Below are 25,944 nucleotides of genomic sequence, written 5' to 3' on the forward strand. Positions count from 1 at the left end.
CTCAGCTGTGCACCGCCGTCGAATCATCCACCGGCACGTCCGCGGCGTCCGTCCCCGCAAACTGCGACATGTAGAGGCGGTGGTATGCCCCGCCGGCGGCGAGCAGCACCTGGTGGTTGCCCTGTTCGACGATTCGTCCGTTCTCCATAACCAGGATGGTATCGGCATCCCGGATGGTGGAGAGCCGGTGCGCGATGACGAAGCTGGTACGGTCAGAGCGCAGCGCAGCCATGGCCTTCTGCACCAGGAGCTCGGTGCGGGTATCCACGGAGCTGGTGGCCTCATCCAGGATCAGCAGTGACGGGTTGGCCACGAATGCACGGGCTATGGTGATCAGCTGCTTCTCACCGGCGCTGACGTTGTTGCCTTCTTCGTCGATCACGGTGTCGTAGCCCTCGGGGAGCGCCCGGACAAAGCGGTCCACGAAGGTGGCCTTCGCAGCCGCCATGACCTGCTCTTCGGTGGCCTCAAGGTTGCCGTAGCGGATGTTGTCGTAAATGGACCCGCCGAACAGCCACGCATCCTGCAGCACCATGCCCACCTTGGAGCGCAGTTCTGAGCGGCTGAGGTGGGTGATGTCCACACCGTCCAGCATGATGGAGCCCGCGTTGAGCTCATAGAAACGCATGACCAGGTTCACCAGGGTGGTCTTGCCTGCTCCCGTGGGCCCGACGATGGCAACCGTGTTGCCCGGCTCCGCGGTAAAGGACAGATTCTCGATGAGCGGCTTGTCCGGGCTGTAGCTGAAGGTAACGTCCCTGAAGTCCACGTGCCCGTCGGTCTTCGCGGGCAGGTGTTCGGTGGCCGTTTCAACGTCCTGTTCGTCGGCGTCAAGGAATTCAAAAACGCGCTCCGAGGATGCCACGCCGGACTGAAGCATGTTGGCCATGCCAGCCATCTGGCCCAGCGGCTGCGTGAATTCCCGGGAGTATTGGATGAAGGCGGTAGCGTCGCCCAGGGACATGGCCCCGGAGGCCACCCTGAGGCCGCCGACCACGGCGATGCCCACGTAGCTGAGGTAGGACACGAACTGCATCACGGGGAAGATGATTCCCGAGACGAACTGCGCTCCGAAGCTTGCCTTGTACAGCGCCTCGTTGCGCTCCTCGAACCGTGCCAGCATGTCCGCGTCCCGGCCGAAGACGCGGACCAGGTCGTGGCCGGAGAATGATTCCTCGATCTGGCCGTTCAGCGACCCGGTGTTCTTCCACTGGGCTGCGAAGAGCTTCTGGCTCCGCGCACCGATCAGCCCGGCCGCCACTCCGGACAGCGGCAGCGCGACCAGCGCGATCAATGCCAGCTGCCAGGAGACGATGAACATCATGACCACGATGCCCACCACGGTCAGCACTGAGTTCACCAGCTGCGCGAACGCCTGCTGGAGCGCCTGCTGGATGTTGTCGACGTCGTTGGTCACCCGGGACAGCACGTCACCGCGCTGCCGGGTATCGAAGTAGTTCAGTGGCAGCCGGTTCAGCTTGCTTTCGGTGTCGTCGCGCAGCCGCCGGATCACCTTCATGACAATGCGGTTCAGCACGTACCCCTGGAGCCACATGAAAATGTTGGCCACGAAGTACATCAGCAGGACGATGGCGATGAGCATGCTGAGCTTGCCGAAGTTGATCCCGGTGCCGGGCACCAGTTCCATCCGGGAGACCATGTCCGCGAAGTTGTCCTGGCCCTGCTGGCGCAGGCCCGCTACGAACTGCTCCTTGCTGGCGCCGGACGGCAGCTGCTTGCCCACCACTCCGGCGAAAATGACGTCCATGGCCTGGCCCAGGATCTTGGGGGCTATCACGTTCAGGACCACCGAAACCACCACCAGGCCCACCACCGCGTAGATGCCCAGGGCTTCTGGTTTCAGCAGGCCCATGAGCCGTTTGGCGGAAGGCCAGAAGTGCTGGGCCTTCTTGGCGGGCATCCCGCCGAACATATCCCCGTCGGCTTCGGAAGGGGTGAATTCCTCCTCGAAGAAGTCGTCGTCCTCAGGCAGGATGGCGGCTGCTTCCGCTTCGCCGTCGGCCGGCGGGAGGGACTGGGCGGATTCTTCCACGGAGCCGTGGTTCTTGTCGCGGGGGCTCATGCCACTTCCTCCACGCTCAGCTGGGATTCGACAATTTCCTGGTAGGTAGGCGAGGTTTCCAGGAGTTCCACGTGCGTGCCGCGGTCAACGATGCGTCCGTTGTCCAGCACCAGGATCTGGTCAGCCTCGGTGATGGTGGAAATCCGCTGGGCCACGATGATCACGGTGGCGTCCGAGGTGGTGCGCTTGAGGGCGGCGCGGAGCCGGGCGTCGGTGGCGACGTCAAGGGCGGAGAAGGAGTCGTCAAACAGGTAGACCCGCGGCTTGGTCACCAGGGCACGCGCAATGCAAAGGCGCTGGCGCTGGCCGCCGGAGACGTTGGTGCCGCCTTGGGAGATCCTGGAGTCCAGTCCGTTTTTCTTCTCGCGGACAAAGGACTCTCCCTGCGCCACCCGGAGGGCGTCCCACAGTTCCTGGTCGGTGGCCTCGGTCTTGCCGAACCGGAGGTTGTGCTCGATGCTTCCGGAGAACAGGTAGGGACGCTGCGGCACCAGGGCCACGCGTTTGGTGATCTCGGCGCGGTCCAGCCGGTCCACGGGGACACCGTCCAGCAGAACCTGGCCTTCCGCGGGGTCGTACAGCCGTGGGAGCAGGGACAGGAGGGAGGTCTTGCCGGAGCCGGTGGAGCCGATGATGGCGATGGTCTGGCCCGGCCGGGCCGTGAAGCTGATGTTGCTTAGCACCGGAGCCTCGGCTCCTGGGTACGCGAACGTCACATTGCGGTATTCCACCACCCCGGCAAGGGCAGCCGGGGCTTCGGGGCGTTCTGGATCGTGGATGGAGGGCTCGACGTCCAGTACCTCGCCGATGCGGTCGGCGCAGACGGAGGCGCGCGGGATCATCATGGCCATGAACGTGCCCATCATGACGGCCATCAGGATCTGCAGCAGGTACTGCAGGAACGCGGTGAGCGAACCCACCTGCATGGCGCCGGCGTCCACCCGCTGCCCGCCAAACCAGAGCACGGCTGCGGTGGATAGGTGCAGGATCATGCTGATGGCCGGGAACATGAGGACAAACAGGGCACCGATGCGGAGCGAGACATCCGTGAGTTCCTTGTTGGCCGCACCGAACCGGTCCGTTTCATACGGTTCCCGCACGAAGGCGCGGACCACGCGGATGCCGATGATCTGCTCCCGCAGCACGGCGTTGATGCGGTCGATCTTCCGCTGCATGGAGCGGAAGAGTGGCATCAGCCGGACCACCAGGTAGCCCACCACCACAGCCAGCAGCGGGACCGACACCCACACCAGCCAGGACAGGTTGATGTCCTCGCGCAGGGCCATGATGATGCCGCCGATGCACATGATGGGGGTGGCCACCATGAAGTTCAGCCCCATCAGGAGGAGCATCTGCACCTGCTGGACATCATTGGTGCCGCGGGTGATCAGCGTGGGCGCACCAAAGGCGTTGACGTCCTTGGCGGAGAAACTGGTGACCTTGCGGAACACGGCGCGGCGCAGGTCCCGGCCCACTGCCATGGCCGTCCTCGAGCCGAAGTACACGCCGGCGATGGCCGCGGCCACCTGCGCGAACGCCACCAGGAGCATCAGGGCACCGGTCCGCCAGATGAAATCCGTGTCGCCCCGCGCCACGCCCTGATCGATGATTTGGGCGTTCAGGCTGGGCAGGTACAGGGCTGCGATGGTGGCGGCGAGCTGGAAGACAACCACGGCGGCGATGAAGGGTAAGTACGGTTTGGAATAGCGCCGTATGAGGGTGAGGAGCATGCACTCAACTCTAGTAATGCCCACCGACATTTGGGTCCCGGCGGAAGCATAATTCCCCACTGCAAAGTCTCAATTAAAACGTCGTTTCCAGCGGACGGGGGTGCCCACCCACGCAGGAACGCCGCAGCCCGCACCCGGAGGGTTCTCCAGGTGCGGGCTGCGGCGTTGATGCGGTGCCGTCCAGGGCGTGGCAGCCCAAAACGGACTGGCTTACTGTCCCGTTACCGGGGCAGAACCTTCCCCGCCGGACGGGGAGGGTGCGGCGGCGCTGTGCTTGCCGTGCCCGGCCAGGTACAGGGCAGCTGCTGCCTGGATCTTGCGTTCTTTCAGGAGCTTGCGCTGCAGCCGGCTGAGCTCTGCCGCCGTGGCTGCCTGCCCGGCCGCCACTTCCTGCTGGGAGCGCAGCTGCTGCTGGATGTCCAGCACCAGTGTCCCGAGCTCGGCCTGCTGCCGCGCCAGCAGGTGCTGGGTGTCCTGCAGCTTCTGCAGGGTGGCCGCGGCACTGGCGATCGCATCGGCAGCCTTGTCCACGCTGCCGGCGGACCTCAGGTCCAGCTCCTCGGAGCGGAAGCTCCGTGCAAAGACTTCCTCGAAGTCCTCCGTGGCAACCCTGCCGGATGCCGCCGCCGCTGCGGCAGCACCGCCGTCGTACACCTTGGCAGGCGCTGCGGCAGGACGGAGGGAGCTCTGTGCACTTGTGGGCTGAGCGGCCGTCCCGTCCGGCACGTCGCTGGAAACCATGGGCAGTTGCCCCGTCATGGTGGCGGTCATGCCGGCCTCACCGGCTGCGTTGGCCTCAAGCGCCTTCTCCGGCGTGATGTCAACGGTCTTGCGCAGCGGTACTTCCTTGACGAAGATGACGGCGATGAGGGCCACGACTGCAACGATGGCCGAGATCATGAAGATTCCGGCCGTGGCATCACCGTAGGCCGCACGCATGACCTCGGCGATGGGCGCCGGCAGGTCCTTCAGGTCCAGTGTGGCACCGCTGTTGCCCCCGGCCTGGATGCCCAGCTTTGCCAGCCCATCCGTAGCCAGGTCCTTGACGTGGTTGGCCATGACGGCGCCCAGGACGGACACGCCGATGGCGCCACCCACGGAACGGAAGAATGCGACGGAGGCGCTGGCGGAGCCGATGTCAGAGGCGCGGACCGTGTTCTGGACGGCCAGGACCAGGTTCTGCATGAGCATGCCCAAACCGATGCCGAAGATGCCGGTGTACAGGCCGGTCAGCCACAGTTCGGTGGTGTGGTCCATGGTTCCGGCGAGTGCCAGGCCGCCGATCAGCAGGACGGTGCCGCCGATCAGGAAGCGCTTCCATTTACCGTAGCGGCTGATCAGCTGGCCGGAGACGACCGAACCGATCAGGTTGCCGGCGATCATGGGCAGGGTCAACAGGCCGGCTTCGGTGGGTGTGGCACCGCGGGCCACCTGGTAGTACTGGCCCAGGAAGGTGGAGGAACCGAACATGGCAACGCCCACGGCGACAGAGGCGACAATGGCCAGCGCGGTGGTGCGCTCCGAGATGATCTTCAGCGGGATGATCGGCTGGGACACCTTGGACTCCACCAGCACCAGCAGCGCGAGCAGCAGGACGCCGCCGCCTACCATAACGGCTGACTGCCAGGACCACCAGTCGTAGTAGTCGGCCTTGCCGGCGAAGGAAACCCAGATCAGGAGCAGGCTGACGCCGGAGGTCAGCAGGATGGCACCGAACCAGTCGATCTTGGCGGGGCGTTTGACGTGCGGGATCTTCAGCGTGACCTGGAGCAGGATCAGGGCGACGACGGCCAGCGGCACGCAGACAAAGAAGGTCCAGCGCCAGCCCAGCGAGCTGTCCACGATGAAGCCGCCCAGCAGGGGACCGCCGGCAGTGCCCACGGCCATGACGGCACCCATGTAGCCGGAGTACTTTCCGCGTTCGCGGGGCGGGATGATGGAGCCGATGATTGCCTGCGCCAGGGCGGTCAGGCCACCCATGGCGATGCCCTGGATTACGCGGGCCGTGAGCAGGAACGGGATGTTTTCCGAGAAACCTGCCATGACCGAGCCGGCAACGAAGATCACGATGCTGAGCTGGACCAGGACCTTTTTATCGAAGAGGTCGGCGAGCTTGCCCCAAATGGGGGTGGTGGCCGCGTTGGCCAGCAGTGCGGCTGTGATAACCCAGGCGAAGTCCGTCTGGGTGCCCTTGAGCTCGGACATGATGGTGGGCAGCGCGTTGGCAACGATGGTGCTGCTGAGGATGGCGGTGAAGAAGGCGGCGAGGAGGCCGGTCAGGGCTTCCATGATCTGCCGGTGGTTCATGGGGGCGCCGGGCTCGTGGCGCTTGGATTGCCGCGACTCCTGTCTGGCGGTGCGTTCGCGCTGGCGCTCCTGCTCCTGGTCCGCGGCGGCGGTGACGTTAGCCATTAATGGACTCCTGCGTTTTCTGTTCGGTGGTTGTTCCGGCCGCCCTTGCCCGGATGGAATTCTTCAGGGATGCCGTGAGCTTGTTCAACATCGCGGCTGTTGCAACGGCGTCGTCCTCGTTCCAGTCGGACAGGTACGTCTGGAGCGTTTCCGCCCGGTGCCGCACCAGCTCCGCCAGCTTCTCCTTGCCCCGCGGGGAAAGTGCCAGCAGCTGGGCCCGGCCATCGTCCGGGTCCGGGGTGCGGAGCACCAGTCCCGCGTCCGCCAGTTCGGCCACATGCCGGCTGAGCACCGGCGGGCTGACCCCCAGCCGCTCGGCCAGGTGCGCTGCGCGGGTCTCCCCTTCGCCGATGAACTTGAGCACGCCTTGAAGGGCGATGCCGGTGTCCTGGCCTTTGACGTTCATCATGGTGACGCAGCGCAGTGCACGCTGGAGGTCATAGATGTGGCTGACGAGGTCGGCTGCGGTGGCCGGTGCGACAGACATGATGCTCCCTAAAGAATTAGTTGCTGCAAGCAACTGTATCAGAAAAAGGTTGCTTAGGGAAACGAAGTTGTTCCTGGCGGCGCCTTAAATGACCAGCTCCCCCACGTCCGGCGGACGGTGTCCAGGACATGGGGGAGCTCGCGGTTGGTGGCTGCGTCAGGGCGCCAGATGTGTAGGCCCGAACATCTTCAGGAGGGTTTCAACCACGACGACGCTGGGCCCGTCGGCAGCGAACCCCGCCCGGAGCGCGTCCCCCACGTCTTCCGGGGCCACCCGGGTGGCCGGCACGCCAAAGGATTCGGCGAGCGCCACGAAGTCGGGACGGGCCAGTTCGGTGGCGGTGGCCTTGCCGAACGCACCCACCATGTATTCGCGCAGGATGCCGTAGCCGCCGTCGTCCACAATCAGCCAGGTGACCGGCACGTTGTGCTGCCTGGCGGTGGCCAGTTCCGCAATGGAGTACATGGACGAACCGTCGCCGGAGACGGCCAGCACCCGGCCGGGCCTGCCCATGGTCTCCAATCCAACCGCTGCGCCGATGGCCCCGGGAAACGCATAACCCAGGCCGCCGGCACCCTGGGCTGAATGGAACTGCCCTCCGCGGGCGTCCCAGCAGGACCATCCCCAGTAGGCGGCGATGGTCATGTCCCAGAACGTCTGCATATCCGCCGGAACGGCCTCCCGGATGGCCGCCATGAACTTCAGTTCTTTGGCAAGATCCTGCGATTCCAGCCTGGCGCGGACCTTGGCAAGCGACTCCTTGACCAGCTCTTCCGGGGTGCTGCCGTGCCAGTCCGGCATGGTTGCCCGCCCGGATTCAAGAGCTGCGTCCAGGGCCGCCAGCGCCTGGCCCGCGTCGGCGCGGATCCCCAGGCCTGGCCGGTTGGACTCCAGCACCCGGGGCTCGGCGTCGATCTGGATGATCCTGCCGCGCGGCTCGAAGGTGAAGTAGTTGGAGGTGACCTCGCCCAGGGACGACCCGATGACCACCAGGACGTCGGCGTCCTCGAGGAGGTCGGTCATGTACCGGTCCTCGATCCATGACTGCAGCGACAGCCCGTGGTTCCAGGGGAACGCCCCGTTGCCGCCCGGGGTGCAGATGACGGGCGCACGGAGTTTTTCCGCGAGGGACAGCAGCGACTTCTCCGCCTTCCCTCGGCGGGTTCCACCGCCGGCGATGATGGCCGGGCGCTTGGCTGATTCCAGCCACTTCACGGCCTCCCGCACCAGTTCGATCCGCGGCGGATTGTCCGCGGCCTCGGCCAAAGCATCCTCCACCGGCGGGACCATGATCGGATCCAGCAGGACGTTCTGCGGGATCTCGAGCCACACCGGGCCCTGCGGGGAGGAGATGGCCTCGGTCCAGGCGTCCTGGATGGCGGAGGGGATGCCGGAGGCGTGCTGGATCAGCCGCTGGCTCTTGGTGACGTTGGCCGCGGAGGCCTTCTGGTCATCGAGTTGGTGCAGCATGCCCTTGCGCCGGGCCCCGAGCCCCTCCAACGGAATCTGGCTGGCCACCACCACCATGGGTACGCCCGTGGCGTAGGCCTCCTGCAGCCCGGCGAGGGATGTCAGCGCGCCGGGGCCGGTGGACAGGAATAGCACGCCCACTTCGCCGGTGGCGCGGGAGTACCCGTCGGCGGCAAAGGCGCTGTTGTTCTCCACCCGGGAGGAGACAAAGTGCAGGTTGCCGCGGCCCATGGCGTCGAAGAGGCCCAGGGCGTGCTGGCCCGGGATGCCAAACACAGTCTTGGCCCCCAGCGCTTCGAGGGTTTCGACGACGAGGTCCCCGCCGTTGCGGACGCTGCTTCCCAAGGCCGGGGCCGGCGGGGCAATTTCCGTCACGGCGCTATTCCTTGGCGGCGGCCGCGAAGCCCGCGGGCCGGCGGGCTTCCTGGCCGAGCGCCTGGGCCTGGTACCCGGTCTCCGCTCCGAACCTGCTGCCCGGCACTGCATTGTCCGCCATGAGGGTCACCAGTTCATACGCGACGTGGCTCGCGGCCACACCTGTGATCTCAGCGTGGTCATAGGCGGGCGCGACTTCGACGACGTCGGCGCCCACCAGGTTCATGCCGCGGAAGCCCCGGATGATCTCCAGGAGTTCGCGGCTGGTGATGCCACCGGCCTCGGGGGTGCCGGTGCCGGGGGCGTGGGCCGGGTCCAGGACGTCGATGTCCACGGAAATGTACAGCGGGCGGTTGCCGATCCGGTCCCGGACCTTGGCCACGGTTTCCAGCACGCCCTGGTAGTAGACGTCCGCGGAGGTGACGATGCCGAACCCAAAGCGATGGTCGTCGTCGAGGTCCTTCTTCCCGTACAGCGGGCCGCGGGTCCCGATATGGCTGATGGCCTCGGTGTCCAGGATGCCTTCCTCCACTGCGCGGCGGAAGGGCGTGCCGTGGGTGTATTCGGCGCCGAAGTAGGTGTCCCAGGTGTCCAGGTGGGCGTCGAAGTGCAGCATGGCGATGGGTCCGCCGGCGCGTTCGGCGGCGGCGCGCAGCAGCGGCAGGGCGATGGTGTGGTCGCCACCCAGGGTCAGCAGCTTGCTCCCGGCCGCCGTGAGGTCCAGTGCGTTCTGCTGGATGGCCTCAATGGCTTCGTTGATGTTGAACGGGTTCACCGCCATGTCCCCGGCATCGGCCACCTGGATGTTCTCGAACGGGCTGACGTCCCAGGCGGGGTTGTAGGGGCGCAGCAGGCGGCTGGCCTCGCGGACGTGGTTCGCGCCGAAGCGGGCGCCGGGGCGGTAGGAGACCCCCGAGTCGAAAGGCACTCCCACCACTGTCACATCAGCCTTGGCCACCTGGTCCAGCCGCGGAAGGCGGGCATAGGTGGCAGCTCCGGCATAGCGGGGGATCCGGGATGAATCGATGGGGCCAAGGTTGCCGTTGGCTTCAATGCGCAGCTCTTCCAATGGAGGCCTCTCCTTCGAGGAGTTGGGGACTTCTGTGACTGCCATCATACACCGTAGTTTTCCAATGGGCATCGGTTGTTTACCAGTCGATCCTCCCCGGCCCGGTACACCGCGTCACGCCGGGCACGTTTTAGGCAGCCGGAAACGGCAGGGAGCCAGTGTTCTCGAGGGAAGCCTGGCAGACAACCGGCAAAAGAATGCTCCACGTGACGCGAAACCGAAGCCGGCGGGAAAGCAAGGCGCAGGCGCTACCGGCTCGCGGCGGGCACCAGGACCCAGAGCACCTCGACCGGCTTGTCCGTCGGATTGACCCAGGTGTGGGGTTCGCGGCCCGGGAAGGTCACGGTGTCGCCTGTATCGAGGTCGTATTCCTCGTTGGTGAGGATCAGCTTGATGGACCCCTTGATGACATGCAGGACGTCCACGTCGCAATCCACCGCGTACAGCTCGGACTCCCCGCGGCCATGCGGCTCGATCACGGCCTGGATGATCTGGACCCGGCGCTCCGAACGGGCCGTCAGGAGCCGCTCCACGATGCCCTGGCCGCCGAGCGAGATCCGCGGACCGTCATTGCGCTTGGTGAGGTGGGTTTCGGGTGCCACGAACAGGTCGCCGATGGAGACGGAGAGCACCTGGCACAGCGTCACCAGCGAAGCGACGGACGGTGAGGTCAGGTCCCGCTCCACCCGGCTGAGGAAACCTTTGGTCAACCCGGTGGCATCTGCAACCTGCTCGATGGTGAGCCGCTGGGACTGCCTGGCGGCCCGGATCCTGGAGCCGATGGCAACGGGGACATTGCTCGGCTCAACTGGCAGTGCCTTCATCTACGAACCTTTCATGGCCGGCAGTCCGGCTCCACTCTCGAGCCATCCTAATGGGCGGCGCTTTTGTGACGCGCAGACGCCACACGCCCCGGGTTCCTTCCGGCAATTCCTTGACTGTCAGCCACATCACACCCTAGTCTTTGGAAACTCCTGTTGCCTATGGGGCAATTACAGGTCCTCACCGTATTCTTCCGCGGCGGTTCCCGGCGTCCCGCCCCGGGTCCTCACACCCGGCCCCGACAGCTCCAAGGAGCCAATCATGGATGCAAGTGCCATCAACATCGCCATCGTGGTGGTGTACCTCCTCGCAATGCTGGCTTTCGGCTGGTGGGGCAAGTCCCGCACCAGGAACAACAGCGACTTCCTGGTGGCCGGCCGCCGCCTGGGCCCGTTCCTTTACACCGGCACCATGGCCGCCGTCGTCCTGGGCGGAGCGTCCACGGTGGGCGGCGTGGGGCTGGGCTACAAGTTCGGCATCTCGGGAATGTGGCTTGTGGTGGCCATCGGCGCGGGCGTGCTGCTGCTGAGCCTTCTCTTTGCCGGGACCATCCAGAAGCTGAAGATCTACACGGTGTCCCAGATGCTCACCCTCCGTTACGGCAGCAGGGCCACCGAGGCGTCCGGCATCGTCATGCTCGCCTACACCCTGATGCTCTGCGCCACCTCCACCGGGGCGTACGCCACCATCTTCGTCGTCCTCTTCGGCTGGGACCGGGCACTGGCCATCGCGGTGGGCGGCGCCATCGTGCTGGTGTACTCCACGATCGGCGGCATGTGGTCCATCACCCTGGCGGACCAGGCCCAATTCGTCATCAAAACGGTGGGCATCTTCTTCCTGATGCTGCCCTTCACGCTGAATGCCGCCGGCGGTCTCGACGGGATCCGCAGCCGGGTTGATGCCAGCTTCTTCCAGATCGACGGCATCGGCATCCAGACGATCATCACCTACTTCGTGGTCTACACCCTGGGCCTGCTGATCGGCCAGGACATCTGGCAGCGCGTGTTCACCGCCAAAACACCCAAGGTGGCCAGGTGGGGCGGTTCAACAGCCGGCCTCTACTGCATCCTCTACGGTGCCGCCGGCGCGATGATCGGCCTGGGAGCCCGCGTCGCCCTGCCCGCCATCGACGTGAAGGCCCTGGGCAAGGACGTGGTCTACGCGGAGGTTGCCACCAACCTGTTGCCCATCGGAATCGGCGGCCTGGTGCTCGCCGCCGCCGTCGCCGCCATGATGTCCACCGCTTCCGGCGCCCTGATCGCGGCCGCTACGGTGGCCCGCGCCGACGTCGTGCCCTTCGTCGCCGGCTGGTTTGGCAAGACCATCAACACCGACGACTCCGACAACCCCGAGCACGACGTCAAGGCCAACCGCGTGTGGGTCCTTGGCCTGGGGGTTGTGGCGATCGTCATCGCCATCGTCACCAAGGACGTTGTTGCGGCGCTGACCATTGCCTACGACATCCTGGTGGGCGGGCTGCTGGTCGCGATCCTCGGCGGCCTGGTGTGGAAGCGGGGAACCGGCGTCGCCGCCGCTGCCTCGATGGCCGTCGGCTCCGTCGTCACCCTTGGCACCATGATCATCCTTGAGATCAATGCCGAGGTCCCGCTGGACGGCATCTACGCCAACGAACCGATCCACTACGGCCTGCTGGCTTCCGCCGCGGTATACGTCGCCGCCTCGCTGCTTACGCGCCCCACCGATCCCGCGGTCATGCGCGCCTGGCATCGCCGCGTCGCAGGCCAGGAGCAGGAAGGGACGCCCGAGGAAGTCCTGGCTGGCCGCTGACCCGCAGGGATTGAACGCACGACGGCGGCACCTCCTTTCGCCCTGCAGCGAAAGGGGGTGCCGCCGTCGTCAGTCCTACTCCCCCGTGTCGCGCCCGTCGTCATCCAGCGGGACCTCACGGTCCTCGGCGTCGATGACTACCGGGGCCGGCTGGACCACCGGTTCTTCCTGGTCGATGAACTCGTCCTCGGCGTCCCAGTCCGCGTCGTCTACCGGTGCATCCTCGGCGTAATCGTAGGCGGGGTCCGCTTCGACGGCGTCCAGGTGCGGCATGTCCGGGTGCTGTCCGGTGGTGCTCATGATTCAACCTCCGTGTGTTCGCCTGACGTGCTCTTTCAGGTAGGGCGCAGCCTGCGCCACACCTTCATCAGAGCACCGGCCGGGCGGACGGGTCAATAGCCGCAGCGGACCCGGAGAAGAGCCCGTAACCCCGGCGCGGACACCGGCTGTTTTAAGGTCTACCGAAACTTTCGAGCGAGGTTTGCCAGCCAAAAAACCGCGGAAATCCGCAGTAGGCTGGCAGGGCAAAGGCGCGAGTTCATGCCCTTTCCAGCCCAGGAGTTTCAGTGTCGCAGCACGCCCGGTCCCATTCCCACGCAACGCCCCCGGAAGCCGGCGGCGTTGGCCAACCCTCGCCGTCGAACATCAAGCGGTGGCGCCAGTACCTGGCCGACGAGCGTGCGGAAGCCGCCGTCTACCGTGACCTGGCCCAGAACCGCGAAGGTGAGGAACGGTCCATCCTCCTGGCCCTGGCCGAAGCCGAAGGCCGGCACGAAGCCCACTGGCTCGCACTGCTGGGCGAGCACGCCGGCAAGCCGAAGAGGGCCTCGGCCCGCAGCCGGTTCCTCGGCTTCCTGGCCCGGCATTTCGGCTCCGTGTTTGTCCTGGCCCTGGCCCAGCGCGCCGAGGGCCGCTCCCCCTACGCCAAGGACCCGAACGCCACCGCTGCGATGGCCGCCGATGAACAGATCCATGAGGAAGTAGTGCGGGGCCTGGCCACCCGCGGCCGTAACCGCCTGGCCGGCACCTTCCGCGCCGCAGTGTTCGGCGCGAACGATGGCCTGGTCAGCAACCTCTCCCTGGTGATGGGCATGGCTGCCTCCGGTGTGGCCTCCAGCGTGGTGCTGCTCAGCGGCATCGCCGGGCTCCTGGCGGGCGCCATGTCCATGGGCGCGGGCGAATTCATTTCCGTCCGCTCCCAGCGCGAGCTGCTGGCCGCCACCCGCCCGACGCAGGTCACGCTGGCGGCTGCGCCACAGCTCGACCTCGAACACAACGAACTGCTCTTGGTGTACCTGGCCCGCGGGATGTCCCGGGAAGCGGCCGAACACCGGGTGGCCGAGCGCATGGGCCTGCTGCCCTGCGACTGCGATCCGAGCCTGTCCCTGCAGCCTGACCTGCACGAGGAAGAGGACCAGCACGAGGCAGTGGGCACGGCCTGGGGTGCGGCGCTGTCCAGCTTCTGCTTCTTTGCCTCCGGCGCCATCGTTCCCATCCTGCCGTTCCTGTTCGGACTGACCGGCGTGGCTGCCCTCGTGGTGGCCGGCGCCCTGGTGGGCGTCGCACTGCTGGCGACCGGTGCCGCCGTCGGCCTGCTGTCCGGCACTTCCCCGCTGACCCGCGGCCTGCGGCAGCTGGCCATTGGCCTGGGCGCGGCAGCCATCACCTACCTGCTGGGCCTGCTCTTCGGCACGGCCGTCGGCTAGCACCAGGCAGGATAGTTCGCGGAGGTCCTCCGGCAGCGTTCAGCGCTGCCGGAGGACCTCCACTGCTTCCTCCACCGTGTCCACGAGGTGGATGTAGTCCGCCATGGCACGGCCCGCGGCGAGGCTCCTGAGCATGGGCCAGGCCGGGTACTCCTGCTCCCAGTGCCGGCGGCCCACCAGCACCATGGGGGTCACCTTCTCGCGGGCTCCGTAGTAGTTTTCGCAGGCGTCCTGGAAGATCTCCTGGACGGTGCCGGCCGCTCCCGGCAGGAAGACGATTCCGCCGTGGCACAGTTCCAGCAGGATGGCCTCACGGATGGCGTTGGCGAAGTACTTGGCGATGTGCGTGGCGAAGAAATTGGGCGGTTCGTGTCCGTAGAACCAAGTGGGGATCCCCAGCGACGGCGTCCCGTCAGGATGGCGTCCGACGACGCCTGCCGCCGCACGTGCCCACGCCGACACCGAGGGACGGAAGCCGGGAACAGCGGCGAGGGCGGCAAGCGCTGCCTGCACGTCGCCGTCGGACGCCTGGCTGAGGTACGCCCCGAGATTTGCTGCCTCCATGGCCCCGGGCCCGCCCCCGGTGGCCACGGAGTGGCCGTCGAGGGCCAGGAGCCTGCCCAGCCGTGCCGCGTTAGCAAATTCCCGGCTGCCGCGGGGCGCTGCGTGGCCGCCCATCACGCCCACGATCGAGCGGCGGGGCCACGCGCCGGACCGGATCAGCTCATCCAGCGCGTCGCCGATTGCGTGGTCATGGAGGGCCGAGGCCAGCGTTGAATCCACCCGGTGGCGCTGGCCGGGCTGGATGCTCCAGTGGTAGATCCGGGCATCCGGCAGCTCCTCGTAGGGCGAGCTTTCCAGGCCGGCGTACAGTTCGGCCGGGGAATACAGCGACGCGCGGTAGGGGTCGAAGGGGACACCCTCCAGGCGCGGGAAGATCAGGGCGCCGCGGCTGCGGAGGGTGGCTTCCATGCCGTCATCGAAGATGCAGCCCAGGAACATTGCGCCCTCGACGCTGACGTTCCTGAGTGCCGCCGACCGGCCCCGCAGGTCAAGGGACTGGGCGTGCCAGCCGTGCAGGTTGACGGCACCGCCGGCCACCAGGCTGTCGAAGCTGGCCAGGTCCTGGACTTCGAGGTTGCGGGGGCGGGGACCAAGGCTTCCGGCGAAATTCATGGTTTCCCCGCGGTGCAGGTCGGCGCAGTCCGGATCATGGGGCCAGCCTAGGCCACCACACGCACGAACGGGGGCCGGACCGCGCCTGTCCGGTTGATCCCGGAAGGACTGGGTCCGACCCCCGCTGCTGCTGGCGTGCGGTGCCGTGGTGAGGCCTCGCTAAGCGGAGACCCGTGCCGGAACTTCGCCGTCGCGGAAGTGCGCTTCGAGGTCCTCGAGCGAGTGGCCCTTGGTCTCCGGCACGAACTTGATGACGAACGCCAGGGACACCAGGTTAACCAGGACGAACAGGCCGAAGGTACCCGTGGATCCCAGGGCATTGACCACGATCGGGAACAGGAAGGAGATGGCCGCGTTCACGGTCCACAGCGCGAAGACCGCGATGCCCATGGCGAAGCCGCGGATGGCCAGCGGGAACATTTCGGACAACAGGAGCCAGACGCAGGTGCCGATGAAGCACTGCACGAAGGCAACGAACAGCATCATCGCGGCCAGGATGGTGTAGCTGGCAAGGTCGGACTGCGGGAGGAGGAAGACGATGGCAAGCAGGGCCTGGGAACCGACAACTCCGGAGAATCCGATGACCAGCATCCGGCGGCGGCCAACAAAGCCGAGCAGCCAGATGCCCAGGATGGTCATGAGCACTGAGGTAACGCCGACGCCGATGGTAGCCACGAGCGAGGCACTGACGCCAAGCCCGCTCTTTTCCAGGATGGTGGGGGCGTAGTAGTTCACGGTGTTGATGCCCGTTGCCTGCTGGACGGTGGCCAGGCCAATGCCGATCCAGAGCAGCCGGCGCATCCAGGGGTTGTTGCGAAGGTCGCGGAGGGCGTGGCCGCGTTCTTTCTTGGCGGTGCGTGCCGCCAAGGCGATCTCTTCGAATTCGGCCGCTGCCTCTTCCGGGCTTCGGCTCAGGTTCAGGACGCGGTGGCTGTCCTCCAGGCGGCCGCGGATGGCGTACCAGCGCGGGGATTCTGGAAGCAACAGCATACCGGCGAGCAGTGCGAGTGCAGGGATGGACGCGATGCCCAGCATGCTGCGCCAGACCTCGTTGTCGTGGATCAGGGCGTCGAGAAGGGCGTTGATGGCGAAGGCGAGCATCTGGCCGGTGACGATCATGAGTTCGTTGATGGTGACCATCCGCCCACGAAGATGGGCGGGAGCCATCTCCGCCAGGTACAGCGGGCAGGTTACGGCGGCGGCGCCCACCCCGAGGCCCAGCACGATGCGGGCGGCAATCATGAAGGTCACGGTGGGCGCAAGGGCGCAGCCCATGGCACCGAGCAGGAAGAGCAGTGCGCAGACCAGCAGCGAGCCGCGGCGGCCCAGCTTGTCAGCCATGCGGCCGCCGGTGAGGGCGCCGACGGCGGCACCGGGGAACAGCAGGGCGCTCACCACGGTTGCTTCCTCGACGGCGCTCATGTTGAGGGAGTCGTTCATGTACAGCAGGGCGCCGGAGATCACGCCGGTGTCGTACCCAAAGAGCAGGCCGCCCAGGGTGGAGATGACGGTGAGCCGGGCGAGGTATCCGCGGCGCTTGCTGCCGGTGGCGCCCATGGTTTGTTTCTGCAACAGCATTGTTGCCTCTCAAATTCTCTCGGGGACCGGAAGGCCGGTCAGGAATGTGATGCGTGCCACTAACATTAGAGCGCTCTAATGTTGCCCGTCAAGCGAAAGTCTTAATGTCAGCACAATTTAATTTCACTCCCCTTCGCCCCTGCTTACTGACACCCCTCTTGACCCCCCTGACCTGCCTGCTACGATCGAGAAGGAAAGTATGTCCTATCAAGCGAACATATAGCGGCAAAGTGTCCGCTGACGCAGACACCGAAGACAAGGGAACGCACCGTGGCGAACAACCTGGGACTCAACATCGACCGCTCCTCCCCCGTGCCCCTGTACCACCAGGTGGTCCAGGGCATTGAGGCGGCGATTTACAGCGGGGTGCTGGAGCCCGGCAGCAGGCTGGACAACGAGATCGACCTTGCCGCCCAGCTCAACCTTTCCCGGCCCACCATGCGCAAGGCCATGGATGAACTGGTCCGGTCCGGCCTGCTGGTCCGCAAGCGGGGCGTAGGAACCCAGGTGGTGTCCAGCCAGGTCCGCCGGCCGTTGGAGCTTTCCAGCCTCTACGACGACCTGACCAACAACGGCAAGAAGCCCACCACCGAGGTGTTGAGCTTCTCGCACCTGGAGGCGGACGACGCCACGATCAGCACGCTGCAGCTTCCCGCGGGCTCGAAGGTGTACCACTTCACCCGGCTGCGGAGGGTGGGCGGCAAGCCCCTGGCCCTCATGGAGAACTGGGTGCGTGATGACATCGCGGAGATGGATGAGGCCATGCTCAGGGCTGAAGGCCTCTATTCGATCCTTCGCCGCGGCGGCGTGAACTTCCGGCTGGCCACCCAGCGCATCGGTGCCATGACCGCCAATGACTACCAGGCTTCCATGCTGGATACCCCGGCCGGCTCGGCACTGGTCACGATGGAACGCACCGCCGTGGACGATACCGGCCGCCGGGTTGAAACCGGCCACCACGTGTACCGTGCGGATTCCTACAGCTTTGAAATGACACTCGTACAGCGCTAATCAAGGAGCCAACTCCATGACCAATTGGGTCTATCCCCTGGGCACCGCCACCGACGGTGCCTGGGATGTGTCGATCGGAACTTCCGATTCCTCCCTTGCCGTGGACGGCTGGGCGCACACCGGACTGAAGGTGGCCACCCTGCCGGCGGGCGCCGCCGTCGAACTTCCCGCCGCGGACGAGGAACGGATCGTGGTGCCGCTCAGCGGGTCCTTCATGGTGACCGTGGACGGCACGGACTACCCGTTGGCGGGGCGCCGGTCGGTGTTCGCCGGCCCGACTGATGTGCTGTACTCCGGCACCGGCCGCGCCGTCAGCATCAGCTCGGCCGACGGCGGCAGGGTGGCGGTTGCCACCGCGCCGGCCCAGGCGTCCCACCCCACCCGCCTGGTGTCCGCGGCGGAAACCCCGGTGGAACTGCGCGGGGCGGGCAACTGCTCGCGCCAGGTCCACAACTTCGGCACCCCCGCCGCACTGGAAGCCGACCGCTTCATCGTCTGCGAGGTCCTCACCCCGGCCGGCAACTGGTCCTCCTACCCGCCGCACAAGCATGACGAGGAAAAGGACGGCGAAACCTCCCTCGAGGAGATCTACTACTTCGAAACCCAGGTGGGAGCCGGATCCGGCGCACCTGCCGACGCCGATGCCATCGGCTACCAGCGCGTCTACGCCTCCGACGAGCGCCCCATCGACGTTTCCGCCGAAGTACGGACCGGGGATGTTGTCCTGGTCCCCTACGGCTGGCACGGCCCGGCCATGGCCGCACCCGGCTACGACCTTTACTACCTCAACGTCATGGCCGGCCCCGGGCCGGTGCGGGAGTGGCTGATCAGCGACGACCCGCACCACGGCTGGGTCCGGCAGACGTGGGAGAGCCAGAACATCGACCCCCGGCTGCCGTTCGGCGCGTAGCCGCCCGGGCAGGCCGCCATGGACTGGCATAGTGGAGTTCTGTGAAACAGAACTCTCCTTCGCCGCGGTCGGTGACCATGGAGGACGTGGCGCGCGAGGCCGGCGTGAGCCGCGCCCTGGTGTCGCTGGTGATGCGCGATTCCCCCAAGGTTTCGCCCGCAAAGCGGACGGCGGTACTGGAAAGCGCCGCTGCCCTGGGCTACTCCCCCAACAGGCTGGCCAGCCGCCTGGCGAGCCACCGCACCAACACCCTGGGCGTCCTGTTCCTTGACCTGCACAACTCCGTCTTCGCCGATATCTATGACGGCATCACCGACGGGCTGGCTGGCAGCGGCAACCAGGTGATGGTCGCCGTCGGCTCCGCCGATCCCGGAACGGAACTGGAGGCCGTCCGTTCCTTCGTGGACCTTCGCGTGGACGGCGTGCTGCTGGCCGGCTACACCGGCAGCTCGGAGGAGCTGGCCGGGGCCCTGCGCGGGACGCCCGCTGTCGTCATCACCCGGGAGCTGGAGGCCGACGGCGTGGATTCCGTCCTGACCGACGACTTCCGTTCCGGATCGCTCGCCGTGGAGCACCTGTACCACCTCGGGCACCGGCGGATTGCGCACGTGGACATCTCCGACTGGCTCCCCTACACGGAACGGCGGGAGGGCTACCTGCACGCCATGCAACAGTTCGGACTGGAGCCGCAACTGGTCCACAGCGACATGACCGAACGCGGCGGCCGGGCCGTGATGGAGCAGTTCCTCGACTCGGGCGCCACGCCTCCCACGGCAGTCTTTGCGCACAACGACCTCACCGCCATTGGCATCATGGAGGCCCTGGCGTCCCGGGGACTGTCCGTCCCGGGCGACATGGCGATCGTTGGCTGCGACAACATCGAAGTGGGCGCCTCACCACTGATTGGCCTGACGTCCATCGACCAGCACGCCGGGCAGCTCGGCCGACTGGCGGCGCAGGCCATGCTGGAGCGGGTTGCCGGGACGGCCGGACCAGCCGTGACCCGGAAGCTTGAACCCGCCCTGATGGTGCGCCGCTCGTCCGACCCCTCCGCCTAGCGGCTGACCAGCTCCTCCGCGGCCTGGACCGTGCCGCGGCCACTGCCGCGCTGTTCGCTCCGCCTGGCACCTGCCGCGGCGAACGCCATGACGGCAACGCCCGCAAGGGTGATGAGGGCGCCGGCCCAGATGGGCGAGGTGTAGCCGAACCCGGCGGTGATGGTGACGCCGCCCAGCCAGGCGCCCAGGGCGTTGCCCACATTGAAGGCACCGATATTGGCGCCGGAGGCGAGGGTGGGAGCACCGGAGGCGTACTTCATGACCCGCATCTGCAGGCCCGGTACGGTGGCAAACCCGAAGCCGCCCATCAGGACCAGCGAGATGACCGTCAGGACGGGATTGGCCGCCGTCAGGGCAAAGGCCACCATGACCACGGTCAGCGCGGCGAGCACCACGAGCAGCGTCCGGTCCACGTTGCGGTCGGCGGCCTTACCGCCCAGGGTGTTGCCCGCGAAGAGGCCCACGCCGAAGACGATCAGCAGCCACGGCACCGTGGAGGCCGCGAATCCTGATACCTCCGTGAGGGTGTAGGCGATGTAGGTAAACGCACCGAACATGCCGCCGAAGCCCAGGATGGTCACCACGATGGACAGCCATACCTGCCCGGAGCGGAAGGCTCGGAGTTCGGAACGGAGGCTGCCTGCCTCGTCCGTTTCGCCGGCCGATGCGGGGACGAGTGCAAGGATGCCGGCGAGCGCGGCTACGCCAATAACGGTGATGGCCCAGAAGGTGGCACGCCACCCGGCGGTCTGGCCCAGCAGGGTTCCGAACGGTACGCCCAGGACATTGGCCGCCGTCAGGCCCGTGAACGTGAGCGCGATGGCCCCTGCCTTCTTGCTGGCCGGAACCATGCCGGCCGCCACTACGGCTCCGATTCCGAAGAAGGCGCCATGCGAAAGGGCTGCGATGATGCGCCCCAGCATCATGGCCCAGTAACCGTCAGCGGTGGCGGAGAGCAGGTTGCCGGCAATGAACAGGACCAGCAATGCAGCCAGCACGGGTTTGCGCGGGAAGCGGGTCACGGCCGCGGTCAGGCCCAGCGCTCCCACCACCACGGAGAGTGCGTAGCCGGAGATGAACCAGCCCGCGGACGCTTCACTGACTGCAAAGTCCGCGGCTACCTGCGGAAGGAGGCCGGCGATCACGAATTCCGTGAGTCCAATGCCAAACCCGCCCAGGGCGAGTGCTATCAGGCCAACAGGCATGAGGATGCTCCTTTGAGCTGTTCGTGGTTGTTCCCGAGGCGGGAAGGCGCCTAAGATAGTTGCAGACGCGGTATTTATTGTTGCACATGCAGATATGCCGCGCAAGCAACTATCTATGACCGGAGCAATGGATGGCGTCCTACGCCATCTTCGAAGGAGCAACCATGGGCATCAAGGACGACGCCGTTGAGGTCCGTGCCCAGGGCTGGCGCACCCTCGCAGCCCTGCACGGGCTGATCGAAAACGAACTGGAACGCAGCCTGCAGGCGGAGTCGAAGCTCTCCGTGGTGGAGTACACGGTGCTGGATGCCCTCAGCCGGCAGGACGGGTGGCACATGCGGATGCAGCAGCTGGCGCGCGCCACGGCGCTGAGCCCCAGCGCCACCACCCGGCTGGTCAACCGGCTGGAGGACCGTGGCCTGCTGACCAGGATCCTGTGCGACGACGACCGCCGCGGCATCTACACCGAGCTCACCGCCAGTGGAAGCAGCCTGCTCGCGGCAGCGCGGCCGGTCCACGACGCCACGCTGGAACGTGCCCTGGACGGGGCCCTGGCCATTCCGGAACTGGCACCGCTGGTGGATGCGCTGCCGCGGCTGCACGCGCGCGCCTAGGACCCGGCCACTCCAAGGCACCAACAACGCCCCCGTGAGGATCCTCATGGGGGCGTTGCTGTGGGGAACAGGGAGTGCTGGTTCCGGTCAGGAAACCTCTGCGGCTGGCGCCTCGGCTTTGCCGCCTGCAACGTTCTTGAAGTAGTGCTCCAGGTCCTCAAGGCTCTTGTCCTTGGTCTCGGGAATGTATTTCGCGGCGAAGGCAATGGCCCCCACGCCAAGGACTGCGAACACAAAGAACGTGTTGGAGATGCCGATGGCGGCCAGCAGCTGCGGGAACCCGAACCCGATCAGGAAGTTCACGATCCACAGCAGGAAGGCCGACGCCCCCATGCCCAGGCCGCGGATCTTCAGCGGGAAGATTTCCGAGAGCATCAGCCACGTCACCGGGGAAATGGCACCCTGCTGGAACGCCAGGAACGTCACGGTCAAAGCCAGGATGACGAAGCCCCGGGCGGAGCCTTCCGGCAGGATCAGCGAGAAGAAGCCGATCAGCAGCAGCGCCGTGGTGGTTCCCACCTGCCCGGTGATCAGCATCCGGCGCCGCCCCACCTTGCCCAGCAGCCAGATCCCGACGAACGTGGCCAGTACCGAAATGACCCCGTTGGCGATGTTGGCCGTCAAGGCAGCCTCCCGGCCGAAACCGGACTGCGAGAGGATCTGGGTGCCGTAGTACATGATCGAGTTCACGCCCGTGATTTGCTGGATCACCGCGAGGCCCAGGCCCACCACGAAGATCCGGCGGAGCCACGGGATGCCCAGGTCCTTCCATGAACCCATTTTGGACTTATAGTCCTCCACGGCCATGGCCTTGACTTCCTCAAACTCCCTGCGGGCTTCCTCCTGCGACCGGATCCGCTGCAGCACGCTGAGCGTCTCGCCGAAGCTGCCGATGGAGGCCAGCCAGCGTGGACTCTCGGGCATGAAGTTCATCCCGATCCACAGCGCGATGGCCGGCAGGGTGGCGATGACCAGCATCCAGCGCCAGATGCCGTGCGATTCACCGAAGGAGTTGCCCAGGTAGGCGTTGAAGATGAACGCCAGCAGTTGCCCGGTGACGATCATGAGTTCGTTCTGGGTGACGATCCGGCCGCGCCGGTGGCTCGGCGAGACCTCCGCCAGGTACACGGGCACTGTCACCGATGCCCCGCCCACGGCGAGTCCCAGGATGAACCGGGCGGCGATCATTACCTCGGTATTGGGCGAGAACGTGCAGCCGATGGTGCCCGCGAGGAAGATGACCGCCAGCACCATGATCATTTTGCGCCGGCCGTTGCGGTCGGCCAGGCGTCCGCCGAACAGGGCGCCGAAGGCGGCGCCGAACAGCAGGGATGAGGTGACCAGGCCTTCGGTCAGCGGAGTGAGGCCCAGGTCCTCCTGCATATACGGCAGGGCGCCGTTGATCACGCCGGTGTCGTAGCCGAACAGCAGGCCGCCGAAGGTGGAGATGATGGTGACGGTCCGCAGGGCCCGCTGATGGTTGCCGGGCTGCTTGACCGCTGCCTTTCCGGAAACAGGCGAACTCATAGGCTTACCTTTTGGACGTACTGCTTCATGGTCTCCAGCTGGTAGCGGGACACTTCTTCGGCGTTCTCGTCCTCAGCGAAGACGCTGGACACCATCACGGTGTCCTCCCGGTCGAGGAAGCCGATTTCCTTCAGGCCGCCGAAGAACTCGTCCCAATTGACGTCGCCGTCGCCGATCTTCAGGTGCTGGTGGACGCGGACCGGGTTGCCCGGCGGGTTGGTGATGTAGCGCAGGCCGTGCGAGGCGTGGTGGTCCATGGTGTCGGCCACGTGGACCAGGCGCAGCTTGTCCCCCGCGGCCCGCATGATGTCCAGCGGAGAGTTCTTCATGTGGAAGCTGTGCGAGGCCACGTAGACCATGCCCACGTTCTTCGAGTTCACGCCCCTGATCACGCGGATGGCGGCCAGGCCTTCCTCCACGAAGTCGTCGGGGTGGGGGTCGATCAGCAGGTCGATGCCTTCACGCTCAATGATGGGCAGCAGCTCTTCCATGGAACGGTAGAACGCCCGCTCTGACTCCTCCGCCTTCTCGGGACGGCCGCTGAACTCGGTGTTCATGGTGCTCACTCCCAGGTCCACGGCGATCTGGATGGCGCGCTTCCAGTAGCGGACGGCGGCTTCGCGGGCGTCCTCGTCGGGCCCGGACCAGCGGAGCACGGGGAGGATGGAGGCGATTTCAATGCCGGCGTCCCTGCAGGCCTTGCCCAGCTGGCCCACCAGTTCGTCGTCCGCTTTGGGGTGGTTGTAGAACGGGATGAAGTCCGCGTGCGGGGTCAGCTGCATGTACTTGTAGCCAAGGTCCGCCACCACCTTGGGGAACTCCAGCAGGCTGTGCGAGTGGTGGAACGGGGTGGGGTCAAGTGCGATTTTCACGTAAACACTCCATTGTGGATCAGGAAGGGTGGAGACACGAAAGGGGACGGATGGCTCCGCCCCCTTTTCCGGTCCTGGTTACTTGTAGAGGTCGGGTTTCGGAGCCAGCTTCACGGCGACCTTTTCGCCGTTCTTCTGCGCTTCCACGCCTGCCTCGCAGCAGGCGGCGGTGGCGTACCCGTCCCAGGCGGAGGGGCCGCCGATTCCGCCCTTAAGTGCCGCGTCCACCCATGACTGGATTTCGACGTCGTACGCCGCGCCGAAACGCTCCTCGAAGCCGGGGGTGACGTTGCCGCCCCAGCGGCCCGAGCTGCGGGTGTAGGGTCCCTTATCGCCGCCGATGCTGACGATGCCGTCCTCGAAGGAGGCCTGGGTGGCCACCTCGTAGCCGAACTTGGCGTTGACGTAGATTTCGACGTCGGCCAGGACGCCTGATTCGGTCTCCAGCAGGACGTGCTGGGGGTCGTGCTGGCCGGAGGGCGCGTTCTTGGTGGCCTTGCCCAGGCGGACCTGGACGCTGGTGATTTCCTCGCCGGTGAAGAAGCGGATGGCGTCGAACTCGTGGACCACGGAGTCGTTGATGAGCATCTCGTTGGTGAAGCCCTCGGGGGTGCTGGGGTTGCGGTGCTGGTGGTGCAGCATGAGCAGTTCGCCCAGTTCGTGGTCGCGGATGATCTTGCCCAGCGAGGCATATTCGGCATCGAAGCGGCGCATGAAGCCCACCTGGATCCGCTTGTGGCCCAGCGCCACCTCGGCTTCAACGATCTTCCAGGAGGACTCGGCGTCCGGCGTGAGGGGCTTTTCGCAGAGGACCGGGATGTCCTTGGCGATGGCCTTGAGCAGGATGTCCTCGTGCAGGAAACCGGGGGTGGCGATCAGGACGGCGTTGACGTCGCCGTTGTTGAGGGCTTCCTCGGCATCGGCGAGGGCAACGGCGCCGGGGATGCCTTCGATCGCGGCCTGGGCCCGGGCGAGGTCGACGTCCACGACGGCGGCGACTTCGGCTCCGTGGATGCGCTTGCTGAGGCGCTGGATGTGGTCGGCGCCCATGCGGCCGGCGCCGATGACGGCGACGCGGAGGGTTTCAGTCATTGTTCTGTCCTTCTGGTCTTGGTGGCGGGTTAGCTGACGGCGGTGCGGGAACCGCAGGACAGCAGGTAGTTGCGGGTGCGCTTGGCGATGGGCATCGGTACGTCGAAGGCCACGGGGTACATGTCCTGTTCCACGATGCCGAAGATGGGCCGGTCCAGCGCCTCCACGGCTTCGATGACAGCGCGCAGGTCAGGGAGGCCGTTGGGCGGTTCGGTCATGACGCCGGCCAGGTTGGCAGCTGCCCAGGTCATGTTCTCCTCATTGACCTTCCTGAGGATGTCCGGGTTGATCTGCTTCAGGTGCAGGTAGCCGATCCGGTCCGGATAGTTCTTGATCAGTTCCAGGCTGGAGGCGCCACAGTATTCGGCGTGTCCCGTGTCCAGGCAGAGGTTCAGGTACTGCGGGTCCGTGGCACCGAGCAGCGTCTCGATGTCCGCCTGCGCGCCAACGTGGGAGTCGGCGTGGGAGTGGAACTGCTGCTTCAGGCCGAAGTCCTCCAGCAGGGTCTTGCCCAGGCGGTTATGGCCGGTGAACAGGTCGTCCCACGCCTTTTCGCTCAGCGTGCCGCTTTCCACGGCTTCGCCGGTGACGTCGTCCCGCCACATGGCCGGGATCACCACGATGTGCTCGCCGCCCATGGCCGCGGTGAGTTCGGCGACCTTGCGGGCCGGCTCCCAGGCGGTTTCCCACTGGTCCACGCCGCGGTGGAAGGCGGTAAACACCGTGCCGGCGGAGATCTGCAGGTCGCGCTGCTTCAGCTCCTCCGCCAGGCGGGCGGGGTCGGTGGGCAGGTAGCCGTAAGGGCCCAGTTCGATCCACTTGTACCCGGATTCGGCCACCTCGTCGAGGAAGCGTTCCCACGGGGTCTGCTTCGGATCGTCCGCGAACCAGACGCCCCAGGAGTCCGGCGCCGTGCCGATGATCAGCTTGTTTTCAGTCATGACAGCGTTGTCCTTTTC

General features: G+C 66.3%; 21 protein-coding genes. 6 read left to right on the plus strand and 15 right to left on the minus strand.

Annotated elements, in window-relative coordinates:
• Position 1 precedes the first annotated feature (1 nt).
• The 7 genes from AC1DIP_RS12505 to AC1DIP_RS12535 all read right to left on the minus strand — a co-directional run bounded on the left by AC1DIP_RS12505 (position 2) and on the right by AC1DIP_RS12535 (position 10,450).
• Positions 2–2,083: an ABC transporter ATP-binding protein gene (locus tag AC1DIP_RS12505; protein WP_477733924.1), complete on the minus strand. Its 2,082-nt coding sequence runs from the start codon at positions 2,081–2,083 to the stop codon at positions 2–4.
• Entirely contained in the window at positions 2,080–3,813 is a 1,734-nt protein-coding gene (locus tag AC1DIP_RS12510) for an ABC transporter ATP-binding protein (protein WP_477733925.1), read from the minus strand. Before AC1DIP_RS12510 ends, AC1DIP_RS12505 begins: the two co-directional genes overlap by 4 nt.
• A 210-nt stretch (positions 3,814–4,023) precedes the next feature.
• Entirely contained in the window at positions 4,024–6,225 is a 2,202-nt protein-coding gene (locus tag AC1DIP_RS12515; RefSeq protein ID WP_477733926.1) for an MDR family MFS transporter, read from the minus strand.
• Positions 6,218–6,712: a MarR family winged helix-turn-helix transcriptional regulator gene (locus AC1DIP_RS12520; RefSeq protein WP_477733927.1), complete on the minus strand. Its 495-nt coding sequence runs from the start codon at positions 6,710–6,712 to the stop codon at positions 6,218–6,220. The genes AC1DIP_RS12515 and AC1DIP_RS12520 overlap by 8 nt, the downstream gene beginning before the upstream one ends.
• A 156-nt stretch (positions 6,713–6,868) precedes the next feature.
• Positions 6,869–8,557: a thiamine pyrophosphate-binding protein gene (locus tag AC1DIP_RS12525; protein WP_477733928.1), complete on the minus strand. Its 1,689-nt coding sequence runs from the start codon at positions 8,555–8,557 to the stop codon at positions 6,869–6,871.
• Between the two features lie 4 nt (positions 8,558–8,561).
• Positions 8,562–9,626 (minus strand): agmatinase, encoded by a 1,065-nt coding sequence (gene speB / locus AC1DIP_RS12530; protein ID WP_477733984.1) that lies wholly within the window; start codon positions 9,624–9,626, stop codon positions 8,562–8,564.
• 248 nt (positions 9,627–9,874) lie between these two features.
• A complete protein-coding gene (locus AC1DIP_RS12535; RefSeq protein WP_477733929.1) occupies positions 9,875–10,450 on the minus strand; it encodes a helix-turn-helix domain-containing protein in 576 nt (191 codons plus the stop codon).
• Positions 10,451–10,709: 259 nt separating this feature from the next.
• On the opposite strand from AC1DIP_RS12535, the gene AC1DIP_RS12540 reads away from it, so the two are divergent.
• The gene (locus AC1DIP_RS12540; RefSeq protein WP_477733930.1) at positions 10,710–12,236 is read left to right on the plus strand and encodes a sodium:solute symporter family protein; all 1,527 of its coding nucleotides are present in this window, start codon (positions 10,710–10,712) and stop codon (positions 12,234–12,236) included.
• A gap of 75 nt (positions 12,237–12,311) precedes the next feature.
• Here AC1DIP_RS12540 and AC1DIP_RS12545 read toward each other — a convergent pair whose 3' ends face one another.
• Positions 12,312–12,536 carry a hypothetical protein gene (locus AC1DIP_RS12545; protein ID WP_476209504.1) on the minus strand — a complete coding sequence of 75 codons (225 nt, stop codon included), beginning with the start codon at positions 12,534–12,536 and terminating at the stop codon, positions 12,312–12,314.
• Positions 12,537–12,802: 266 nt separating this feature from the next.
• Here AC1DIP_RS12545 and AC1DIP_RS12550 point away from each other — a divergent pair, with 266 nt between their 5' ends.
• Positions 12,803–13,942 (plus strand): VIT1/CCC1 transporter family protein, encoded by a 1,140-nt coding sequence (locus tag AC1DIP_RS12550; protein WP_477733931.1) that lies wholly within the window; start codon positions 12,803–12,805, stop codon positions 13,940–13,942.
• Between the two features lie 39 nt (positions 13,943–13,981).
• On the opposite strand, the gene AC1DIP_RS12555 is transcribed toward AC1DIP_RS12550, so the two are convergent.
• A complete protein-coding gene (locus AC1DIP_RS12555; RefSeq protein WP_477733932.1) occupies positions 13,982–15,118 on the minus strand; it encodes an LOG family protein in 1,137 nt (378 codons plus the stop codon).
• Between the two features lie 159 nt (positions 15,119–15,277).
• Positions 15,278–16,675 (minus strand): sugar porter family MFS transporter, encoded by a 1,398-nt coding sequence (locus tag AC1DIP_RS12560; protein ID WP_477733933.1) that lies wholly within the window; start codon positions 16,673–16,675, stop codon positions 15,278–15,280.
• 291 nt (positions 16,676–16,966) lie between these two features.
• On the opposite strand from AC1DIP_RS12560, the gene AC1DIP_RS12565 reads away from it, so the two are divergent.
• From AC1DIP_RS12565 to AC1DIP_RS12575, 3 genes are read left to right on the plus strand one after another with little or no spacing between them, the layout of a single operon-like run.
• Complete coding sequence (locus tag AC1DIP_RS12565; RefSeq protein ID WP_477733934.1) at positions 16,967–17,707, plus strand: GntR family transcriptional regulator; 741 nt, start codon at positions 16,967–16,969, stop codon at positions 17,705–17,707.
• Positions 17,708–17,723: 16 nt separating this feature from the next.
• Entirely contained in the window at positions 17,724–18,617 is an 894-nt protein-coding gene (gene iolB, locus AC1DIP_RS12570; RefSeq protein WP_477733935.1) for a 5-deoxy-glucuronate isomerase, read from the plus strand.
• 41 nt (positions 18,618–18,658) lie between these two features.
• Complete coding sequence (locus AC1DIP_RS12575; RefSeq protein ID WP_477733936.1) at positions 18,659–19,675, plus strand: LacI family DNA-binding transcriptional regulator; 1,017 nt, start codon at positions 18,659–18,661, stop codon at positions 19,673–19,675.
• Here the strand turns inward: AC1DIP_RS12575 and AC1DIP_RS12580 are convergent.
• Positions 19,672–20,880 (minus strand): MFS transporter, encoded by a 1,209-nt coding sequence (locus AC1DIP_RS12580; RefSeq protein ID WP_477733937.1) that lies wholly within the window; start codon positions 20,878–20,880, stop codon positions 19,672–19,674. The genes AC1DIP_RS12575 and AC1DIP_RS12580 overlap by 4 nt on opposite strands.
• A 164-nt stretch (positions 20,881–21,044) precedes the next feature.
• Between AC1DIP_RS12580 and AC1DIP_RS12585 the strand changes: the two genes are divergently transcribed.
• A complete protein-coding gene (locus AC1DIP_RS12585; protein WP_476211842.1) occupies positions 21,045–21,494 on the plus strand; it encodes a MarR family transcriptional regulator in 450 nt (149 codons plus the stop codon).
• Between the two features lie 87 nt (positions 21,495–21,581).
• On the opposite strand, the gene AC1DIP_RS12590 is transcribed toward AC1DIP_RS12585, so the two are convergent.
• The 4 genes from AC1DIP_RS12590 to AC1DIP_RS12605 all read right to left on the minus strand — a co-directional run bounded on the left by AC1DIP_RS12590 (position 21,582) and on the right by AC1DIP_RS12605 (position 25,926).
• Positions 21,582–23,021, minus strand: a complete 1,440-nt coding sequence (locus AC1DIP_RS12590; RefSeq protein WP_476209490.1) for a sugar porter family MFS transporter — start codon at positions 23,019–23,021, stop codon at positions 21,582–21,584.
• Positions 23,018–23,893, minus strand: a complete 876-nt coding sequence (locus tag AC1DIP_RS12595) for a sugar phosphate isomerase/epimerase family protein (protein ID WP_477733938.1) — start codon at positions 23,891–23,893, stop codon at positions 23,018–23,020. The genes AC1DIP_RS12590 and AC1DIP_RS12595 overlap by 4 nt, the downstream gene beginning before the upstream one ends.
• A 78-nt stretch (positions 23,894–23,971) precedes the next feature.
• Complete coding sequence (locus AC1DIP_RS12600) at positions 23,972–24,985, minus strand: Gfo/Idh/MocA family protein (protein ID WP_477733939.1); 1,014 nt, start codon at positions 24,983–24,985, stop codon at positions 23,972–23,974.
• 29 nt (positions 24,986–25,014) lie between these two features.
• Positions 25,015–25,926 carry a sugar phosphate isomerase/epimerase family protein gene (locus AC1DIP_RS12605; RefSeq protein ID WP_477733940.1) on the minus strand — a complete coding sequence of 304 codons (912 nt, stop codon included), beginning with the start codon at positions 25,924–25,926 and terminating at the stop codon, positions 25,015–25,017.
• Between the last annotated feature and the right edge of the window lie 18 nt (positions 25,927–25,944).

The organism is Pseudarthrobacter sp. 05T312 (assembly GCF_056396685.1).

Coding starts and splice junctions, on each gene's coding strand:
- AC1DIP_RS12505 (WP_477733924.1), bottom strand. CDS start 2,083: ATGAGCCCCCGCGACAAGAACCACGGCTCCGTGGAAGAATCCGCCCAG.
- AC1DIP_RS12510 (WP_477733925.1), bottom strand. CDS start 3,813: ATGCTCCTCACCCTCATACGGCGCTATTCCAAACCGTACTTACCCTTC.
- AC1DIP_RS12515 (WP_477733926.1), bottom strand. CDS start 6,225: ATGGCTAACGTCACCGCCGCCGCGGACCAGGAGCAGGAGCGCCAGCGC.
- AC1DIP_RS12520 (WP_477733927.1), bottom strand. CDS start 6,712: ATGTCTGTCGCACCGGCCACCGCAGCCGACCTCGTCAGCCACATCTAT.
- AC1DIP_RS12535 (WP_477733929.1), bottom strand. CDS start 10,450: ATGAAGGCACTGCCAGTTGAGCCGAGCAATGTCCCCGTTGCCATCGGC.
- AC1DIP_RS12540 (WP_477733930.1), top strand. CDS start 10,710: ATGGATGCAAGTGCCATCAACATCGCCATCGTGGTGGTGTACCTCCTC.
- AC1DIP_RS12545 (WP_476209504.1), bottom strand. CDS start 12,536: ATGAGCACCACCGGACAGCACCCGGACATGCCGCACCTGGACGCCGTC.
- AC1DIP_RS12555 (WP_477733932.1), bottom strand. CDS start 15,118: ATGAATTTCGCCGGAAGCCTTGGTCCCCGCCCCCGCAACCTCGAAGTC.
- AC1DIP_RS12560 (WP_477733933.1), bottom strand. CDS start 16,675: ATGGGCGCCACCGGCAGCAAGCGCCGCGGATACCTCGCCCGGCTCACC.
- iolB (WP_477733935.1), top strand. CDS start 17,724: ATGACCAATTGGGTCTATCCCCTGGGCACCGCCACCGACGGTGCCTGG.
- AC1DIP_RS12580 (WP_477733937.1), bottom strand. CDS start 20,880: ATGCCTGTTGGCCTGATAGCACTCGCCCTGGGCGGGTTTGGCATTGGA.
- AC1DIP_RS12585 (WP_476211842.1), top strand. CDS start 21,045: ATGGGCATCAAGGACGACGCCGTTGAGGTCCGTGCCCAGGGCTGGCGC.
- AC1DIP_RS12590 (WP_476209490.1), bottom strand. CDS start 23,021: ATGAGTTCGCCTGTTTCCGGAAAGGCAGCGGTCAAGCAGCCCGGCAAC.
- AC1DIP_RS12600 (WP_477733939.1), bottom strand. CDS start 24,985: ATGACTGAAACCCTCCGCGTCGCCGTCATCGGCGCCGGCCGCATGGGC.
- AC1DIP_RS12605 (WP_477733940.1), bottom strand. CDS start 25,926: ATGACTGAAAACAAGCTGATCATCGGCACGGCGCCGGACTCCTGGGGC.